Origin of the sequence: Flavilitoribacter nigricans DSM 23189 = NBRC 102662 (assembly GCF_002646595.1) — a bacterium.
Lineage (GTDB): Bacteria > Bacteroidota > Bacteroidia > Chitinophagales > Saprospiraceae > Flavilitoribacter > Flavilitoribacter nigricans.
On the sequence record NZ_PDUD01000029.1, the window covers coordinates 201,601 to 221,734 of the forward strand.

A 20,134-nucleotide genomic window follows, 5' to 3' on the forward strand; every position below is an offset into this window, starting at 1 on the left:
CACTTGGCAGGTCAGCGTTTTTAACAGTTTCAAGATACAGCTACCAGACTACATGAAATATGGCTGAGGGTTTAAAGTGAAGGTAGAGAGATCATTTTATTTGACCATATATTTACCAGTATATCTCTCTTTCAGGATGCTTTAGTACAACTATCCAGGACGCGAAGTGATTGGGTACTGACGCGCTGGTCACCGTCAGGATTCCCAAAGCGCTTCGGGCAGTATAGATCTATTGGGAAAACTAGATAAAACCCGCACCCTATCTGGGGGTGCGGGTCTGCTTATAACTTAGCTAAATTTTAATAGCAATCGTTTTGTACTAATCTTGGGTTACTCTGGATCTGAACCGCAGGAATCGGGAACAATTCGTAGCATTCATCCTTGGCTTCCTTGGCCCACCAGGCATCTCCCCATACACCGAAACGGATCTGGTCCGTACGACGGTGCAATTCGAAGAACATTTCACGGCCACGCTCTGCCAGCAGATTCTCTGCCGTCAGTTCATTGAAAGGATCAATACCGGCACGATCCCGTACCTGATTGACCAGCGCCAAAGCTTCGGCACTACCGTTATCCTGTCTCCACTGCGCTTCTGCTTTCATCAGCAGAACGTCCGCATAGCGGAAAACCGGAAAGTCATTATTCATATCCGGACGGGTTCCCAGCGGGAACTCATATTTGGCTACCCGTGCACCGGCTTCGCGCCAGGCATTGGGTTTCAATTCATTGATCTCGGTACGCAGTGTGATCGGAGGACCATCCGGGTCTATTCCACTCAGAGCCGTGTTGTCATCCATTTGACGTACCGTACCGGAAGCATCCCATTGGGCACCCCACAGGAAATTACCCCGTACGCGGGAAGGACCGTCTTCGGTTCCCGGCTGTCCTTTACGCAGGTCATCCGCATCGTAGGAATTTACAAATTCCTCCACAGCGCACCAGCCATTCCAGGGCTGAGCGGTAAGCTGGTAAGTAGCCTGACCACTTACGATGTGGTTGGTCTGCATGGCCAGGTTGAAACCGGTAGCGAATACTTCGTCGTAAGGAATGGCGAAGATATTTTCCTGAGAACCTTCATTATCCGCAGCGAAGTTGGTGAAGTAGTCCGGTTCCAGAGAGAAGTTGCCGGAGTTGATGATGATATCACACTGTTCGGCTGCTTTGGCCCACTGGGGAGATCCACTGTATACTTCTGCATTCAGATACAGTTTGGCCAGTGCCGTACGCAGGGTCATTTCGTTCACCCGACCGTAAGCGGCACCACCTACGTCCTTAGTTACCAAAGGAATAGCTTCCAGCAATTCCTGCTCTACGAAAGCGTATACTTCGGCACGAGAACTGGGAGCCGGCGGTTCGGTAGCGGTAAAATCAGTAGCGATGGGGATATTACCGAAAGTATCCAGTCCCCAAAGGTAGTACAGCGCACGAAGCCCCTGCAGCTCTCCAATGAAAGGATCGGTCAGCGGGTTGCCCAGTTCCGTAAACTGAAAGATCAGACGGTTACAGGTATTCACGCCGTTGAAGACGAAGTTCCAGGAACCGATCACTTTATCGTTTTCCGGATCCCAGGTATGTTCGTGGAGCTGGGTCCATACACCACCGTCACCCCAGTCGGGCCCGCGGGTAGGGACTACCATCTCATCGGAGGCTACTTCCTGAATACAGACGAAGCCACCGTTACTCATAATACCGTAAAGTGAAGTGTAAGCTGCACCCAGAGCGGAGATCAGTTCTTCCTCCGTTCTAAAGAAGTTATCCTCCGTCACTGCGTCAAATAACTCCTCCTCCAGGTCAGAGCAAGCCGGCGCGAATACGATCATAGCGAACGCAAAGGCAAGCGACTTGGTATAAAAATTGAATCTTTTCATGATTTAATCCTTTTTAAATCAAATTAGAAGTTTAGGTTAACGCCAAAAGAGAATGTTCTGGAAGAGAAATAAGTATTCCGGCGATCGATACCAGGAGCCAGCGGACCAAAGGCGCTATCGTCAACGAAGCGTGGTTCCGGGTTAACTCCCTGATAACCGGTCAGGGTGAACAGGTTCTGTGCATTGGCGTAAATTCTGATCTGGCTGAAACCGTCGGGCAAAGCGCCGAGCGTATAACCGATCGTCATGTTATCCAGGCGGAGGAAATCCGCTTTTTCCACGTGGCGGCTGGAGAACTGAGGTTGGTCGGTCAGCGTTGGAATGTCAGCCGAAGATCTCAGAACATTGTAACCGGAAATAGCACCGGGTGCTTCGTAGAAGGCCCGGAAGGTATTTAGCAGATCATGTCCGAATACCCCGCGGAAGAAGATATTGAAATCCCAGTTGTTCAGGTTGAAAGAAGTATTCAGACCCAACTGATATTTGGGGAAACCGTTACCGATCACCGCCCGGTCGGCGATGTCGTCCTGAGTTCCGTCTCCGTCTACATCCACGAAGTTCCACTCACCGTTCTCTTTTACCGGATTGTTCGGATCAACGACCAGTCCCCAGAACTGTCCGAGCGGTCCGCCTTCTTCCAGACGCACCAGCGGCGTGTTGTTCTGACCCGGTGATCCCAGGTTGGCACCCGTACGGAAACCACCGATACCTACACCGGTTTCGGGATCAGACAGGGTCACCAGTGTCGGCGTAAACCAGCGGCTACCCGTCAGCGTAATATTGTAAGATTTGCCGGCACCCAGGGAGCCGTTATAGGCCAGGGTCAGTTCCAGACCACTGTTCTCGATCTCACCCACGTTCAGCTTCGTTTCCGGGAACAGGTTCGGAGGAACCGGTACCGGGAACAGGAAGATACCGTCCGAAGTATTGGTGCGGTAGTATTCCAGAGAACCCGTCCATTTGTAATCACCGAATGCGAAATCCAGACCAACGTTCACGTCCGTTTTGGTTTCCCATTTCAGGTTCGGGTTTGCGTTGGATACAGGACCGTAACTCGGTACGTAAGACCCGTTGAAGTAGAACTTGGAACCAGGTCCGAAACGCTGCAGAGAAAGCAGTGACTCATCTACGTTCTGGCCCGTCACACCGTAACCGGCTCTCAGTTTCAACTGATCGAAAGAAGACATGTTACCGATTCTCGCCAGGTCAGCCCCTAAGCTCACTGCGGGGAAAAGCCCCCACTTTTCGTCGGCACCGAAACGGGAAGAACCGTCCCGACGCAAACTGGCCGTAGCGAAGAAACGATCGTCAAAGTTCAGGTTGATCCGACCGAAGTAAGAGATCAGGCGGTTGGTATTCTTGTAAGAGCTAACGTTACCCAGACCATTGTCGAAATCCAGAGATGCACCCAGGTTGTTGTAGGTGAAAGCATCCGTCAGGAAGTCACCACCCTGAGCCCGGAAGCCCTGGAAGGCAAAGTCCTGGAATTCGTAACCAAGCTGCATTTTGAAATCCAGGTTGTTGGCAAACGACTTGTTATATCTGGCTTCCAGACGGAACAGCTGATCCTGGTTCTCATTGTTTTCCCGGATCGCATTACCGTTAGAACCCAGGCCACCACCCCAGAAGCTGTACTTGCTGATGTACTGACCGAAATCGCGGTTACTTCTTTGATAAGAGTAGAACATACCTACTACCAGATCATTGGTGATGTTGTAATCACCGCGGATATTGGAAGAGATATTCTTTACCTTTTGTTCCCGGGTATTCTGCTCGATGATCGCTACCGGGTTGAAGTAATCGAATGCGTCTACCTGGAAGTAACCACCCCACTGATCGTAAGAAGAATTGTTTACGTCCCGGATCACCGGAGCCGTAGGCGTGAAGATCGTGGCGTAGCGGAAAGCTTCGTCGAATCCGAGATTCTGATCGGATGAGGTAGAAGCGAGGTTCATGCTGATGGTCAGCCGGTTGTTCAGCGCCTTTTGCGTCAGGTTACCACGAACGTTGATCCGGTTGAAACCGGTATTCACGGCTACCCCTTCTACATCGCGATAGTTAGCGGAAACGCGGTAGCTGGTGGTGGGAGTACCACCGCTCAGCGACAGGTTGTGCGTTTGGGTCGTACCCGTCTGCAGCAGCTCGTCAAACCAGTTGACATTACCACCGAGGTCGGTACCACCGGCATCGATATACTCCTGTCCCTGATAAACGTCGGGCAAGCGGTCGGCACTTTCCAGACTCAACTGGCCGGAGTAGTTCACTTTGGAGCTACCCGCTTCACCGCGCTTGGTGGTGATCAGGATTACCCCGGAAGCACCCCGTGTTCCGTAGATAGCCGCCGCAGAACCGTCCTTCAGAACGTCAATGGAAGCAATATCGTTCGGGTCTACACTATTCAGGTCACCACCGAGTACACCGTCAATTACCACCAGCGGCTGCTGGCTGGCACCTACCGTGGAAAGACCCCGCAACCGAATATTGAATCCGCCGTTGGGGTTGGCACCGGGTCGGGCAATGGCCAAACCGGCCACTTTACCCTGCAATAACTGAGTAGGATCGTTGACATTACCCTTGTTGAAATCTTCTTCTTTAACGGATACAATGGAACCCGTTACCTCCCTCGATTTGGAAGTACCGTAACCGGTAACGACCACCTCGTCCAGTAGCTCACCTGCAGAAAGGGCAATATCGATAGTCGACTGACTACCGATTTCTATAGTTTGAGAAGAATAACCAGTATAGGAAACGTCAAGTGTAGTAGCACCGTCAGGCACACTTAAATTGTAAGTACCATCAAAATCAGTGATGGTACCCGAGGACGTGCCGGCAACCAGAATGTTTGCACCAATGAGAGGCTCGCCGGTCTCGGCATCCGTCACTGTCCCCGTAATGGTACGCTGCGCGATGGCGAAGTTGCAGAAAGTTATCGCCAAAACTAACAGCAACCATTTCGAAAAATAGTCGACTTTAAGTTTCATACATTTCTTGAGTTTGGTTAAAAAAACAGTTGTTAATCCAGATATTTCCTTTTGTAAGCTTGAGATCGGTGGAGTGGAATAGGGTTATACGTTGGTCTGATTCTCCAGAGACCTCACTTTTAATCTTGATTGGCGTACTTAGTTGGCGAATATTATTTGGTCGGAAAAATCTAAACGTTAAAACTGTGTTAACACAAACGCGTGGTCAAATGTCCTAAATATGTTTGATAATTCCAAAAACAGCTATAAAGATTTTTTTTCGCAACCGTTTGCAGAATAATATTGGGGAAACTGGCCTGGCAAAATTTTCTCAAACATTCTATATTTACAATAATTGAATCACCTAAGAAGAACGGATCTGGCCCGATAACCAAATTTATTTTTACTTGTTGCAACAGGTAGAGAGATGATTTTCTGCATCCATGTGTAGGCTGTGCGGAATATTTTCGTAATTTTTAATCCTGAAATTGATCGACAGCTAAACCATACGGCGACCAGAAATCGATTCCGCAGACACTACCAATAAGACCGCACCCGACCATGAGGAAATTTTTTTTCATTTTATTATGTTTTCTGCTTTCCGGACCGGCCGTTAACGCCCAGGTCCAGGATCTGATATTGCGTAAAAACGCCCAGAGAGCGGAAGTACCCTTCGAGTACGAGAACGGCTTCATCATTGTCCGGGTCGTATTCAATAATATCTTTCCGCTCAAGTTCATCATCGATACCGGTGCCGAACATACCATTCTTACCAAAAGGGAAATAACAGACCTTTTGCAGATCGATTACCAGCGTCGCTTTGTGATCATGGGTGCGGACCTCAAAACCGAGCTGGGAGCTTACCTCGTACGCGGGATCGTGCTCACCATGGGCAATATGTACATGAACAACCGCAGTATACTGGTACTGGAAGACGACTATTTTAATTTTGACGAATTTGCCGGGCTGGATATCCACGGCATCATCGGAGCGGATCTGCTGCGGCGATTTGTGATGGAGATCGATTATCGCAAAAAGAATATTACTTTTTACGACCCTTCCAAGTTTAAACTACCCAAAGGCAAGTTCGACGAGCTGGATGTGGAATTTCACCGGAACAAGCCCTACATCTTCACCGAAACGGAACTGCCCCGGGATACCAGCGCCCGCCTGAAATACCTGATGGATACCGGCGCCAGTGTCGCTCTGATGATGTATACCATTACGGATAGCCTGCTCCATTTGCCCGATCAGTTCATCCGCAGCAATATCGGCATGGGATTGGGCGGATTTATCGAGGGATTCGTCGGGCGAACTCCCGCCATAGATATAGGAGATACCCGCCTGCAGGAGGTTATAACCAACTACCAGGACTTTCTACCCACTATGGATTCGAGTTATTTCAATGACCGCAACGGCCTGCTGGGCAATCAGGTACTCAGTCGCTATAAAGTGATCGTCGATTACATCCGGGGAAAGGTATACATGGAGCCGACCTCCAGGGTCAATAAACGTTTTCGGTACGATCGAAGCGGTTTGTCGCTGATCGCATCCGGTGCCCAACTGGAGGATATCACCATCTTTGCCGTCACGCCCAATACACCTGCATCCGAAGCCGGTCTGCAAAAGGGAGATATTATCAAAACCATGAACGGGGTACCATCCGGTTTCCTAACGCTCCAGGGAGCGATCAACCGGTTGAAGCGAAGAGAAGGCAAACGGATCAAGCTCCGCATAGAACGCGAAGGCGAGGTCCATAGGGTGAGGTTCCGACTGCGTGATCTGATTTAGGTGAGTGGGCTCGTCAACCCACCAACCCGTAATTTACTGAGGTTTAATTTCCTAACTGAAATACGTAAGATCTATACTTATAGACCTTTTTTATGGTCACCGCAAAGGCACTGAGCCGCCAGGATTGGCATGGCGCTCCTGGAGGCGGAGCATCCTTGCGTTGATCTATTAATGATTTGCCTACAAGCTTTTACTGAAGACCGCTTCGGTCGGCCGGTTCTGCCAGAATCGGGCATCAAAACACTGCGCAATATTGCGGATGAACGGCAGGCCATTCGGCAATACGCGAATGCTGTTGCCATTCAGGCTCACCAGGTGGTCGTGCTCCATGGCCCGCAACCGGCCCAAAGCGGTAGACAATTGCGGATGGTGATCCCATTCGGTTTTATCCCAACTGGTACCGAAGCGACACATCAGATTGAGGATATGGTGCCGCAGATAAATATCGTCATCGGTCAGCATATGCCCCCGGTAGATGGGAATGATCCCCTGGCTCACGGCATTCTGATAGTCTTCTACTTTCGGTGCATTTTGCACAAAGGTATTCCAACCGTCGCTGATGGCCGAAGCTCCCAGTCCGATCAGAACATTGGTGGAATAAGGCGTATAGCCCATGAAATTCCGGTGCAGGGTGCCCGATTCCGCCGATTTCCAGAGGGAATCGCTCGGCAGTGCGAAGTGATCGATGCCGATCCCGCGGTATCCCAGCTCAGCCAGTCCTTCGCTGGCTACTTCGTATAAAGCTCTTTTATCCACGCCCTGCGGAATATCGGCCTCGGTAAACCGCCGCTGGCAGGCCTGTTTCCAGGGCACATGGGCGTAGCTGTAGTAGGCTACGCGGTCCGGCATCAGTTCTTCGAGCTTCTGCAGATTATAATGGATATGCTGCAGGCGCTGAAAGGGCAGTCCGTAAACAAAGTCATAATTGATCGATTCATAACCTATCTCCCGGGCCCGGCGGGTCAGGTTATAGATATCCGCCTCGTCCTGACGGCGGTTGATGGCCGTCATGATCACCGGAGAAAAATCCTGCACCCCGATACTGATCCGGTTGAATCCGTTTTGCCGCAGTACCCGCAGGTGACCTTCCGTGGTATTATTCGGGTGGGCCTCAAAGCCGAAGGCATGATCTTCCGGAATCTCAACTTCCCGGCAGATCCCCCGCAACAGGCGATCCAGATTTTCGGGACTGAAAAAGGTAGGTGTTCCTCCGCCCAGATGCAGTTCCTTTAATATAGGTCTCTCCGGGAATTGCTCCACGTAGATCTCCCATTCCCGCAGGAGGCTTTCAATGTAGGGGATCTCGACACCGTGATTTACCGTAATTCGTTTGTTGCAACCGCAATAGGTACACAACTGCTCACAGAACGGCAGGTGGATGTATAAACTGATCTCCCGGTTTTGGCTGATCCTCCGGCTTACCTCGCCCAGCCAAGTTTCCTGCGTCGGTGCAATATCCCAGTAAGGGACGGTGGGGTAACTGGTGTAGCGCGGTGTGGGTTTGTCGTACTTCTCTAACAACGAAAGTTTCATAGTTTATCGGTTATGAAGCCACAAATTTAGAACACAGCCTGCCTACGTCGTAGTGACAAAAATCATCATTCCGGCTGATCGTACTCACCCGGCCGGCCGCCGGCCACCCCTAGTTTTGCCTCTATAATAGACAATTCGAATTAAGAGGAACTCGATGGACACCTTAGTTGAGACGAAATTGATGCTTGAAACCGATCTGCAGTGTTATCACTGCGGAGAGCCCTGTACGGATCACGATCATACCGTAGAGGATAAACATTTTTGCTGCCAGGGTTGCCAGATGGTGTACGAACTGCTCAGTGAGAACAATCTGGAAAGCTTTTACGCGCAAAGAGAACGCTCCAGCGCCCGCCAGGAAGGCTGGACCGCGGATCGCTACGCCGCTCTGGAACAAATGGAGATTGCCGAGCAATTGCTGGATTTCCGGGAAGGTTCTCTGTGCAAGATCACCCTCAATTTACCGCAGATACACTGTACGGCCTGTATCTGGCTTCTGGAAAAACTGTACAAGCTGCATCCGGGCATCCACAATTCCCAGGTAAATTTCCTGCGAAAAGAAGCTTATATCACATTCGATATAGAACTGATCAGCCTGCGCAAGCTGGCCGAACTGCTCGCCAGTATCGGCTATGCCCCCGATTTCAACCTGAGTGATCTCGGGCGCAGGGATCAACCCAAAAAGGACTGGACCCTGATCTACCAACTCGGGGTAGCCGGCTTTGCTTTCGGCAACAGCATGCTGCTGAGTTTTCCGGAATACCTGGGGTTGGACCACCTGTCGGAATCCTACTTCCGTTCCTCCTTCGGCTATATCAATCTGGGACTGGCATTGCCCGTTGTGCTTTACAGTGCCCGGGATTATCTCCGGGCGGCCAGAGCCAACCTGCGCTCCGGGACCCTCACCATCGATATCCCCATCACACTCGGTATTCTGACCCTGTTTATCCGCAGCGCCTGGGAGATCTTCCAGCAATCCGGAGCCGGGTACCTCGACAGCCTTACCGGCCTGGTCTTCTTCCTGCTCATCGGGAAATGGTTTCAGCAGAAAACCTACCACCAGCTTTCGTTTGAACGGGATTATCAGGCCTATTTCCCCATTGCCGTTCGCCTGCTGCAGGGCGGCACTAAAGCGGTGAAAGAACTGGAAGTCGGCGATCATATCCTGATCAGCAACGGTGAACTGCTGCCGGCCGACGGCCGCCTGATCCGTGGTTCTGCCAATATGGACTACAGCTTTGTCAGTGGGGAGGCCATTCCGGTGCGCAAACAGATCGGAGACCAGCTTTACGCCGGCGGCCGCCAAACGGGCGAACAGATCGAGATACAGATCAACCGGCCCATCGCCCAGAGTTATCTCACCCGGCTGTGGGACCAGGAAACCTTCCGCAAGGATAAAGAAAAACAACACGTACTGACCACCAATAAAATGGGCCGGTATTTTACTCTGACCATTCTTAGTATAGCCCTGTTGAGCCTCCTCTACTGGCTGCCGCAGGATGCCGGAATGGCGATCAATGTGTTTACGGCCGTGCTGATCATTGCCTGCCCCTGCGCTATTGCCCTCTCGGTACCCTTCACACTGGGCAGTGCGCTGCGTATCCTGGGCAGCAGCGGCCTCTTCCTGAAGAATACAAATGTCATTGAGCGGCTGCAGGAGATCAGTTGCATCGTATTCGATAAGACGGGCACGCTGACCGAAAGCCAGCAAAATCTAGGTGTGGAATACCGGGGAGCACCGCTGGACGCATCCCAAAGAAAACAACTGGCGCTACTTTGCCAACAATCCACGCACCCCCTTTCCCGGGCCATTGCGGCCTGGGCCGGACCGGTACGGGAAACAGCTCCGATCGAAAACTTTGAAGAGATCACCGGAAAGGGAATTTCCGGATGCATAAAACAGCATCAATTTCAATTGGGTTCGGCGGACTTTTTGGCCGTCGAGCCCCTTTTGGCCCGCACCGGCCAGGTCTTTCTGCGCATCGACAAAGCGTATGTGGGTGCCTTTACAATACACAACCTTTACCGGGCGAGTTTTCCCGATCTCATCGACCGGCTGGCTTCCCGCTACGAACTCCATTTGCTTTCCGGTGATAATGACCGGGAAAGTCGCTTTCTCAGCACCTATTTCCCGAAGGATCACCTGCATTTCAAGCAAAGTCCGGAGGACAAACTTGCCTTTATCCAGTCTCTGCAACAACAGGGTAAGAAAGTGATGATGATCGGAGACGGACTGAATGATGCCGGTGCACTCCAGCAAAGTGAGGTTGGCCTTGTCATCGCCGAGAACACCAACAACTTCACACCGGCCAGTGACGCGATCCTCGATGCGGAGCGCTTTGCGGACATTCCGGATTTTCTGGAATACAGCCGCGGCAGCAACCGGCTGGTGATCTACGCCTATGTACTGGCCATCATATATAATATCATCGGTTTGAGTTTTGCGGTGCAGGGACTGCTGTCACCGGTCATCGCGGCCATTCTGATGCCCATGAGTTCGATCACCATTGTCACCTTCGGGGTGGTCTCCAGCCGCCTGCTCGCTCAGCGCCGGGGCCTTAAAATAAAGACACAAACCTGAGCTGCCGACGGGTGCGGCGGCAACTGACAGCCGACCTCCCCTACTGATGATTTATATCATCATTTTGGGTGACAGGCCTCAGTAGAGGGGGGTGATCCCACCCCTAATTTTACACCATCAAATAACAAAAATCAATTGTCGTGAAAATCATTTTTGTCCTGATCGCTTTGAGCTTATTGATCGCCCTGGGTTTCCTGATCAGCTTTCTCTGGGCTGTCCGGACCGGCCAGTACGAAGATGATTATACGCCTTCGGTCCGGATCCTGTTCGAAGACCGGCCGGAGTCAGAAAGTAAGCAGGAATGACCGTAGTGGGCAGGTGCCAGCCATCTGATCTTCTTCGCTCCCTTGCGAATTCCTAAAACACGCGAACCTTTTTCCGTAAAAAAATACTTGAAAAGATGTCGAAAGTAGAGACCTTTTATTACGATAATGAGATCGTAAAAAAGTTTGCTTATGCTACTGCCTTTTGGGGCCTGATAGGCATGACGGTGGGCCTGCTTGCAGCCCTACAGCTAATCTTCCCCTCCCTGAACTTCGCCACTGCTGAGACCACCTTCGGTCGCATTCGTCCCCTGCATACGAATGCGGCTATTTTTGCGTTTGTCGGCAACGGGATCTACATGGGGGTTTATTACTCGCTCCAACGCCTGCTGAAAGCGCGGATGTTCAGTGATGTACTGAGTAACATCCACTTCTGGGGTTGGCAGGCGATCATTTTATCCGCAGCGTTGACCCTTCCGCTGGGAATCACCAGTGCCAGTGAATACGCGGAGCTGGAATGGCCCATTGACCTGGCGATCGCGGCGATCTGGGTAGTATTCGGCATCAATATGATCGGTACGATCCTCAAACGGAGAGAGAGTCACCTGTACGTAGCCATCTGGTTCTATATCGGTACCTGGATCACTGTGGCAGTGCTCCATATCGTAAAAAACCTGGAACTACCGGTGAGTCTCTGGAAAAGTTATCCGATCTACGCCGGCGTTCAGGACGCGCTGGTACAGTGGTGGTACGGTCACAACGCGGTGGCCTTCTTCCTCACTACGCCTTATCTGGGGCTGATGTATTACTTCCTGCCCAAGGCGGCCAACCGTCCGGTATTCTCCTACAAACTGTCCATCATTCACTTCTGGGCCCTGATCTTTATCTACATCTGGGCCGGTCCGCACCACCTGCTTTATACCTCGCTGCCCGACTGGGCGCAGTCATTGGGTATGGTCTTCTCACTGATGCTGATCGCTCCTTCCTGGGGTGGTATGCTGAACGGTCTGCTGACCCTGCGCGGTGCCTGGGATAAGGTAAGACAGGACCCGGTACTGAAAATGATGGTGGTTGCGGTGACGGCTTACGGTATGGCTACTTTCGAAGGCCCCATGCTGTCCATCAAAAGTGTAAACGCCATCAGTCACTATACCGACTGGACCGTAGGCCACGTACACATCGGTACCCTGGGCTGGAACGGTATGCTTACATTCGGTATCCTGTACTGGCTCTTCCCGCGGATCTTCAATACCAAGCTGTATTCCACCAAACTGGCCAACACCCACTTCTGGGTAGCAACGCTGGGTATGTTGTTCTACGCTGTTCCGCTGTATTGGGCCGGCTGGACCCAGAGTCTGATGTGGAAGGAATTCACCCCCGACGGTTTCCTGCGTTATACGAACTTCCTGGAAACCGTTACCCAGATCCTGCCGATGTACGCGCTGCGCGCCGTTGGTGGTACGATCTACGTAGGTGGTGTAGTCCTGATGATCTACAACCTGATCAAAACCGTTAAGCAGGGTACGCTGGTCGCCAACGAAAAGGCGGAAGCTCCGGCCCGTCCGGTAGCAGCAGCCCACGGTAAAGAAAGCCTGCACCGCCGCATCGAGCGGAAGCCGATCACGCTGCTGGTACTGTCTACCATCGCGATCCTGATCGGTGGTCTGGTGGAATTCTTCCCGATGGCCCTGGTAGACGAAAATGTACCGAAGATCGAAGCGGTAAAACCATATACTCCCCTCGAACTGGAAGGACGTGACCTCTACATCCGGGAAGGCTGTCTGAGCTGTCACTCCCAGATGGTACGGCCGTTCCGTTCGGAAACCGTTCGCTACGGTGAATACTCCAAATCCGGAGAGTTCATCTACGACCGGCCTTTCCTCTGGGGTTCGAAACGTACGGGTCCGGACCTGCACCGCGTCGGTGGAAAATATCCTGACAGCTGGCACTACAACCACATGTTGCTGCCGGAAAGTATGTCACCGGGTTCCATCATGCCGACTTATCCCTGGCTGATCACCGACGACCTGGATACCGATATGACGGCGGATAAGATCAAGGCCCTGCGCAAACTCGGCACTCCTTATCCGGAAGGCTTTGAAGCCGAAGCGGTGGCCGACCTGCAACGTCAGGCCGCCCAAGTAGCCGAAAGCCTGAGAGCCGACGGCATTGAACAGGAAAATCTCGAACAAAAAGAGATCATTGCCCTGATCGCATACCTGCAAAGACTCGGTACGGATATTCAACCGCAGCCGCAGGCCGGCCAATAAGCCGGATGGGTATTCGAACTTAAAGCGTTTCACTGGTTTTCGGTTCCCGGTACGGCAAAGCAGCCGGGCACCGAAAACCCCAAACTAAAAAAATCATGTTCAAATATATCATAGAAAAAGCTGGTGACCTGGACTGGTTGGCCCTCGGCCCGTTCCTCTTGTTCTTCGTTTTCTTTATCCTGGTAACGATCTACGCGATCAAGAAACGTCCAACTTACATCGATAAGATGTCCAATTTGCCATTAGAGGATTAATCGTGACCCGCGTCGACCGTCGACCCTAGACCGTCAACCATCAACCGTCGACCGTCAACCATCAACCGTCAAAAAAAATCCTCAACCGTCAACCATAAAATCACGACTCATGATATCCCGTATTTCCTATATCCTAATCCTATTTAGCCTGCCCGCTCTGGCGACGGCCCAAAGCAGCGCCGCCGGGGGCACCGTGCTGGATCTGATCTATCAGAACTTTGGACTCTTTTTTATCTTTTCCATTATCGTGCTGGCCGTTGTGGGTATGTTCTCCATGTTCCGCACGCTGGCCAGTGCACAATTGAGCCGCATCTACCAGGAGAAAGGCCTGGAAGAATTCAAAGCTGCCGCCAAACGGCCGACGCAGAGCTTCTGGACCAGAATGTACAAGAAGTGGACTGCGTACGTACCGGTTGAAAAAGAAAAAGACATTCAACTGGATCACGATTACGACGGCATTAAAGAGCTCGACAATCAGCTGCCGCCCTGGTGGGTAGCCATGTTCTACATCACCATCGCTTTCGGGGTGATCTACATGACCTACTACCACGTCATGGACCAGGGTAAATTACAGATCGCACAGTACGAAGCCGAAATGGAAGAAGCCGAAGAAGCCGTTGCGGCCTTCGTATCCCGGCAGGCCGATCAGGTTAACGAAAATAACGTCACCCTGCTGGCGGAAGAAGCTCCGCTGGCGGCCGGTAAAGACGTCTTTATCGGTAAATGTGCTGCCTGTCACGGACAGGCCGGGGAAGGTGGGGTCGGTCCCAACCTGACGGACCAGTACTGGCTGCACGGAGGTAGCATTAACGACGTATTCAAAACGATCAAGTACGGTGTGATCGAAAAGGGGATGATCCCCTGGAAAGATCAATTGCGGGCCCGCGAGATCCAGGAAGTAGCCAGCTATATCCTGACCCTGCAGGGCACCAATCCACCAAATGGCAAAGAACCACAGGGTGAACTGTACGACGGTCCGGTAGAATCCGGCGCCGCCCGTGATACCATCATAGGCATGAAATAAAGATCGAACAAGGTGTTGGGGTGCCAAAACTGATCTCTGCACCCCAACACCACAACACCCCAACACATTCAAACTTTCACACATTCACACGTTAGCACGTTAGCACATTTCCACCCAAGAAAACCCGGAACCTGAACATCCACACCAAATTTCAGTAGAAAAATGAATCAATCAGAGGTAGATAAGTATTTGGCGGACATAGAGGCAGACAGCTTCCGGGATCACATTGCGACTGTAGACCAATCCGGTAAACGGATCTGGATGTACCCCAAAAAGCCCAAGGGCCCATATACCAACGCCCGGACCTATCTGAGCTGGTTTTTCCTGGCCTTTCTGTTCGGCATGCCGTGGATAAAGGTCGGCGGAGAACCGTTGCTGCTCTTCAATGTTCTGGAAAGACGTTTCATCCTGTTTGGCCTGCACTTTGCACCACAGGATTTTTACCTTTTTGTACTGGCGATGTTGATCATGATCATCTTTATCGCCTTGTTCACGGTCGTTTTCGGCCGCTTGTTTTGCGGCTGGATCTGTCCGCAAACTGTCTTCATGGAAATGGTTTTCCGCAAGATCGAATACTGGATCGAGGGCGACGCCAATGCACAACGCCGATTGGACAAAGCCCCCTGGACGCGGGAGAAGATCATCAAAAAAGTCGGAAAGCAGATCATCTTCTTTGCCATCGCCGTACTGGTAGCCAATACTTTCCTGGCTTACATTATCGGGATCGATGAAGTGATCAAGATCGCCACTGAGCCGGTGGAAGAGCACCTGGGAGGCTTCATTGCCATGTTGCTCTTTTCGGGTGCCTTTTATGGGGTATTCTCGGTCCTGCGGGAACAGGTATGTGTAACGATCTGCCCCTACGGCCGGCTGCAGGGGGTACTGCTCGATCAGGATTCCCTCGTGGTTGCCTACGATTTTCAGCGTGGCGAACCCCGGGGGAAATACCGCCGTCCGAAAGCCGGACAGGAACCGGATCCCACCCAACTGGCCCTGGGTGATTGCATTGATTGCAAACTTTGCGTTCAGGTCTGCCCCACCGGTATCGATATCCGGAACGGCACTCAGCTGGAATGTGTCAACTGTACCGCCTGCATGGATGCCTGCGATGAAGTGATGGAGAAGATCGATCGCCCGAAGGAGCTGATCCGATACGATTCCTACAACGGTATCGTTAGCGGCGAACGCAAGATATTTACGCCCCGGGCTATTGCCTACTCGGTGGTTTTATTCTTGCTCGTCGGTCTGGAAGTATTCCTGTTTACCAATCGTTCAGATGTAGATACGCTGCTGCTGCGCACACCGGGAATGCTGTTCCAGGAAGTGGACGAAAAGACCATCAGCAACCTGTATAATTACCATTTGACCAATAAAACCGGCGAAGCGCTCCCGGTAAACTTTTCGCTGGTCGGAGAGTACGGAGGGATCCGGCTGGTCGGTAATGAATCTCCCGAGGTGCCGCCCAACGGCGAAGTGGAAGGAGCACTATTCATCGACATGCCAAAAAGTGAACTGGACGGCAACAAAACGACCATTCGGGTACAGGTGATCTCGGGGGAGACCGTGGTCGATGAGGTGAAAACGAACTTTTTTGGACCGGTTAAATAATGACTGGGTATCAGATGCCTTCTTCCGGCTACCGCAGGAAAAGGCTGATACCGCAAAAACCACAATTATGAAATTCAACTGGGGACATGGCCTTGCACTTTTCTACGGTCTCTTTGCCTGTTCATTGGTGGCCGTAGTAGTGCAGAGTACCAAATACGATCACAGCCTGGTTACGGAAAAATATTACGAAAAAGATCTCCAGTACCAGGAGCATTACGAGAAACTGGCCAATAGTCAGCAACTGGCTCAGCCGCTAAAGGTATGGAAAGACCGGGAGGCTAAAGCCCTCTCGATCCTGTTTCCCGAAGGATTTGAGCAGATCGAAGGGGAAGTTACCTTCTACCGTCCGGTAAATCAGGACGAGGACTTTACCGTACCCTTTCAGCTCTCCGGAAAAAATCTGCTGGAATACGATACCAAAGACCTCCATCCGGGACTTTGGACCATCAAGATCGATTGGCAATCCGGGAGCACCCCTTACTATCAGGAAGTGAATATTAGTATTTAGGTAATGGGTATCGGGTACCGGAATTTCGGTATCCGATCCCTTTAATCCGCTGCGATATGTTTTACTGGGCCGCTTTCAGCATGGGTTTATTGGGAAGTCTGCACTGCGCGGGCATGTGTGCCCCTATTGCCCTGTCCCTGCCCTACCCGGAAGATACGCGTTGGGGGCGGCTTAAGAGTATCCTGCTTTACAACCTCGGCCGGCTGATCACCTATAGCCTGATCGGCCTCATTTTCGGTCTGCTGGGCAAAGGCCTCTTCCTGGCCGGCTGGCAGCGGGTCGTATCGATCGGAATGGGCATTTTCTTATTGCTGGTCAGCTTCTCCCTTATCAATCCGGAGCGTACCCTTTTATCCAACAGTTTTCTGTCCGGTGCCTATTTGCGACTACGGCAGCAACTGGGTAAACGGCTGCAGCAACACGGCAACCGGTCCATCTTCTGGGTCGGTCTGCTCAACGGTATCCTGCCCTGCGGCCTCGTCTATCTCGCCATCATCGGAGCCCTCACCGCCGAGCACGTCTGGCAGGGCATGTTCTATATGGCCTCATTCGGGCTGGGCACCTTCCCGTTAATGATCGCGGTGGTGTGGTCGGGTCTCTGGCTGAAACCCGGCATTCGCTCCGTTTTCACCCGTTTTTATCCTATCGTGCTGTTTGCACTGGCCATTCTGCTCATCTGGCGCGGACTATTACTGCAAATCCCGCGCAGCCTGGAATTGTGGGAAGCACTGGGGCAGCCGGTATTTTGTCATTAATTCCGAAAGGGTTCTCCGCCCCACATCCCCGCAATGTATTGCTGCATCTTAACGGGGAGTTTACTTAGTACCAAATCGCATTATTCCATTAATAGTTTTTTCCCTAACTTTGGCGACCAATTTTATTTTATCGTTGCAGCTATATGGGATTCAAATCTTTGCTAATTAAGCCAATTGCCAAAAAAGTGGCCAGGGACATCAAGCGCTCTTCCAAAAAAGCAGTAGAAGCGCAACAGGCCATTTTTAAGGAATTAATCCAAACTGGAAAAAAGACGGCTTTTGGTAAAGAACACGAATTTGAATACATCGATAGTTACGATGATTTCAAGCAGCACGTGCCCATCCGGGATTACGAAGGCCTGAAACCGTATATCGAACGGATCAAGAACGGAGAAGCCGACGTCCTCTGGAAGGGATTTCCGGCCTATTTCGCCAAAACTTCCGGCACCACCTCGGGAGTTAAATACATTCCGCTGACTAACGATAGCTTACCCAATCACTTCGGGAGCGCCCGCAATGCGCTGTTCAATTATTTTGCGCGAACCGGCCACGGAGACTGGCTCGACGGAAAGATGATATTTCTCTCGGGTAGCCCCGAAATGGAAAAGGTTGCCGGTATCCCCACCGGTCGTTTATCCGGGATCGTCAATCACCAGGTACCGTCCTGGTTGCGCACCAATCAGTTGCCCAGCTACGCGACCAACTGCATTGAAGCCTGGGAAGAAAAGCTGGAAAAGATCGTTACCGAAACGGTCAATCAGGATATGCGCCTGATCAGCGGGATCCCGCCCTGGGTTCAGATGTACTACGAGCGATTGCTGGAACATACCGGAAAATCGACCATTAAAGAGATCTTTCCGAATTACTCCATGTTCGTTTACGGGGGCGTCAACTTCGAACCTTACCGGGATAAGTTGGAAGAACTGGTAGGCGAACGCATCCCGAGTCTGGAGACTTATCCGGCTTCCGAAGGATTCATCGCCTTTCAGGATGATCCGGAAATACCGGACCTGCTGCTGAACGCCGATTCCGGAATATTTTTTGAATTTATCCCCGCCGAAGAGATCTTCAACGAGAACCCCACCCGCCTGAAGCTCGACGAAGTAAAGACCGATGTAAACTACGCCATCATTATCAATAACAATGCCGGTCTCTGGGGTTACAACATCGGCGACACGGTGGCTTTCACCAGTACCCAACCCTACCGGCTCCGGGTAACCGGACGGATCAAACACTACATTTCCGCTTTCGGGGAGCACGTGATCGGTAAGGAAGTGGAAGAAGCGCTCCTCGCCGTAACCCGCCGCCATAATATCAAAGTAGTCGAATTCACCGTAGCGCCGCAGGTCAATCCCGCGGACGGTTCCCTACCCTACCACGAATGGTTTATCGAATTTGATCAGACGCCCAATAAGCTGGATGATTTCTCCCGGGAGCTGGATCAGGAAATGGTAAAGCAAAACATCTACTACGAGGATCTGATCGCAGGTAATATCCTGCGTCCGCTGGTGATCCGTCCACTCCAAAGGGACGCTTTCCGAGAATACATGAAAACTCAGGGAAAGCTGGGTGGCCAGAATAAGGTGCCCCGCCTGAGTAATGACCGGAAGATTGCGGATGCGTTAGCGAAATTTGTGATGAAACCTTAGGGGATAGGATGGCGATTTTCTTTCCTTTTTAATAAGTTGAGTTCAGGTGCATTTCTTTGGAAAATGACCATAATGACCGGTATTGGCCCAAGATTGGTTGGTATATTTCTATGCCCGGTCATCAGTGGCCTGACCAATAATGACGGGCATTGAGCAGGCCGGCTCGCCGATTTGAGGACTTGAGTGATCTTTACGGGTAATATTCAGGAAAAAATCGTTCAGGAGATCTGTTGATCCAGGATCAATAGACAAGACGTCACACCATTATCTCCACTTTAGCATTTCATGTTGCGTCCGGTAAATAGAATAGGAAAACGGACATTTCAGATCAATACATGGCCAGGATTACGCCCTTCAATACAAAACCCGTTGCTGATCTACATATAATTCGCAGCTACGCCACTGAGGTGGATAAGGGCATATCCCCGAAATATTTGTAGCCGCATGATGGAGATCAGATCGGGGAAGGGCATAGCTCTGGAGATATACATGACGCGAAATCCACTTTAAAATCAGGTTACTGCTTTGCAAGGGCACTAAATCCTATCCTTGAAAATGCTTAAGTCGAGATTATAACCCGTTTCTTTATCGCCATTCACTTTCAATGGATTCCAGCCAAACCCGTATAAAAGCAGAAAGGGCCGCTCGGCGCAATGCCGGCGGCCCTTTCTGCACACGATCAACAGGCAATGTTGAATTGCCTGTTGATCCGTGCAGATGGCTTACTCTACAATCATTGATTTGGTTGCAGTGAAGTCATCAGTAGTCAGCGTGTAGAACAACACACCTGCAGGCAGGTCCTTACGCTCAAGCGTCAGAACGTTTTTGCCTTGTACGCCAGAAGTACGCAGTACTTGCAGCAGTTTACCAGCAGCGTCAGTGATCGTGAAGGTCACGTCAGCAGATTCTGGCAGGTTGTAGTTGATCGTCGTCTGAGAACGGAATGGGTTAGGAGCGTTCTGACCCAGCTCGAAGCCGGCAGATACTACCTCACCGTTACCGAAGTTGATCGCCAGATCCATCAGCTCGTCGTTGCTTCCGTATGCCTCAGCAACCGTTACGCGGCTGTTGAT

At 51.4% G+C, this 20,134-nt stretch carries 14 protein-coding genes; 10 read left to right on the forward strand and 4 right to left on the reverse strand.

What is annotated here, in order from left to right; genetic code table 11:
- Nucleotides 1–299: 299 nt before the first annotated feature.
- Together CRP01_RS25175 and CRP01_RS25180 are read right to left on the reverse strand one after the other, a co-directional pair.
- Complete coding sequence (locus tag CRP01_RS25175; protein WP_222845808.1) at nt 300–1,868, reverse strand: RagB/SusD family nutrient uptake outer membrane protein; 1,569 nt, start codon at nt 1,866–1,868, stop codon at nt 300–302.
- Between the two features lie 23 nt (nt 1,869–1,891).
- The gene (locus CRP01_RS25180) at nt 1,892–4,849 is read right to left on the reverse strand and encodes a SusC/RagA family TonB-linked outer membrane protein (protein ID WP_099152876.1); all 2,958 of its coding nucleotides are present in this window, start codon (nt 4,847–4,849) and stop codon (nt 1,892–1,894) included.
- 540 nt (nt 4,850–5,389) lie between these two features.
- On the opposite strand from CRP01_RS25180, the gene CRP01_RS25185 reads away from it, so the two are divergent.
- On the forward strand, nt 5,390–6,619 hold the full coding sequence (locus CRP01_RS25185) for an aspartyl protease family protein (RefSeq protein WP_099152877.1): 1,230 nt from the start codon (nt 5,390–5,392) through the stop codon (nt 6,617–6,619).
- 180 nt (nt 6,620–6,799) lie between these two features.
- Here the strand turns inward: CRP01_RS25185 and hemN are convergent, their stop codons facing one another.
- Nucleotides 6,800–8,152 carry an oxygen-independent coproporphyrinogen III oxidase gene (gene hemN, locus CRP01_RS25190; protein ID WP_099152878.1) on the reverse strand — a complete coding sequence of 451 codons (1,353 nt, stop codon included), beginning with the start codon at nt 8,150–8,152 and terminating at the stop codon, nt 6,800–6,802.
- A 154-nt stretch (nt 8,153–8,306) separates the two neighbouring features.
- Between hemN and CRP01_RS25195 the strand changes: the two genes are divergently transcribed.
- From CRP01_RS25195 to CRP01_RS25230, 9 genes are all read left to right on the forward strand, one after another.
- Nucleotides 8,307–10,730 (forward strand): heavy metal translocating P-type ATPase, encoded by a 2,424-nt coding sequence (locus CRP01_RS25195; RefSeq protein WP_222845809.1) that lies wholly within the window; start codon nt 8,307–8,309, stop codon nt 10,728–10,730.
- A gap of 140 nt (nt 10,731–10,870) precedes the next feature.
- Complete coding sequence (ccoS, locus tag CRP01_RS25200) at nt 10,871–11,035, forward strand: cbb3-type cytochrome oxidase assembly protein CcoS (protein WP_099152880.1); 165 nt, start codon at nt 10,871–10,873, stop codon at nt 11,033–11,035.
- A gap of 95 nt (nt 11,036–11,130) precedes the next feature.
- On the forward strand, nt 11,131–13,263 hold the full coding sequence (gene ccoN / locus CRP01_RS25205) for a cytochrome-c oxidase, cbb3-type subunit I (protein ID WP_099152881.1): 2,133 nt from the start codon (nt 11,131–11,133) through the stop codon (nt 13,261–13,263).
- A 95-nt stretch (nt 13,264–13,358) separates the two neighbouring features.
- Complete coding sequence (locus CRP01_RS42450) at nt 13,359–13,517, forward strand: hypothetical protein (RefSeq protein ID WP_170110535.1); 159 nt, start codon at nt 13,359–13,361, stop codon at nt 13,515–13,517.
- 109 nt (nt 13,518–13,626) lie between these two features.
- Nucleotides 13,627–14,541, forward strand: coding sequence for a cbb3-type cytochrome c oxidase N-terminal domain-containing protein (locus CRP01_RS25210; RefSeq protein ID WP_099152882.1), 915 nt, complete (start codon nt 13,627–13,629; stop codon nt 14,539–14,541).
- A 162-nt stretch (nt 14,542–14,703) separates the two neighbouring features.
- Nucleotides 14,704–16,149 (forward strand): cytochrome c oxidase accessory protein CcoG, encoded by a 1,446-nt coding sequence (gene ccoG / locus CRP01_RS25215; RefSeq protein WP_099152883.1) that lies wholly within the window; start codon nt 14,704–14,706, stop codon nt 16,147–16,149.
- A gap of 67 nt (nt 16,150–16,216) precedes the next feature.
- Nucleotides 16,217–16,657 carry a FixH family protein gene (locus CRP01_RS25220; RefSeq protein WP_143473525.1) on the forward strand — a complete coding sequence of 147 codons (441 nt, stop codon included), beginning with the start codon at nt 16,217–16,219 and terminating at the stop codon, nt 16,655–16,657.
- A gap of 56 nt (nt 16,658–16,713) precedes the next feature.
- The gene (locus tag CRP01_RS25225; protein ID WP_099152885.1) at nt 16,714–17,412 is read left to right on the forward strand and encodes a sulfite exporter TauE/SafE family protein; all 699 of its coding nucleotides are present in this window, start codon (nt 16,714–16,716) and stop codon (nt 17,410–17,412) included.
- Nucleotides 17,413–17,555: 143 nt separating this feature from the next.
- Complete coding sequence (locus tag CRP01_RS25230) at nt 17,556–19,061, forward strand: GH3 auxin-responsive promoter family protein (RefSeq protein ID WP_099152886.1); 1,506 nt, start codon at nt 17,556–17,558, stop codon at nt 19,059–19,061.
- A gap of 722 nt (nt 19,062–19,783) precedes the next feature.
- Here CRP01_RS25230 and CRP01_RS25235 read toward each other — a convergent pair.
- Nucleotides 19,784–20,134: T9SS type A sorting domain-containing protein (locus CRP01_RS25235; protein WP_143473526.1), on the reverse strand; the 351-nt coding region annotated here is incomplete at its 5' end.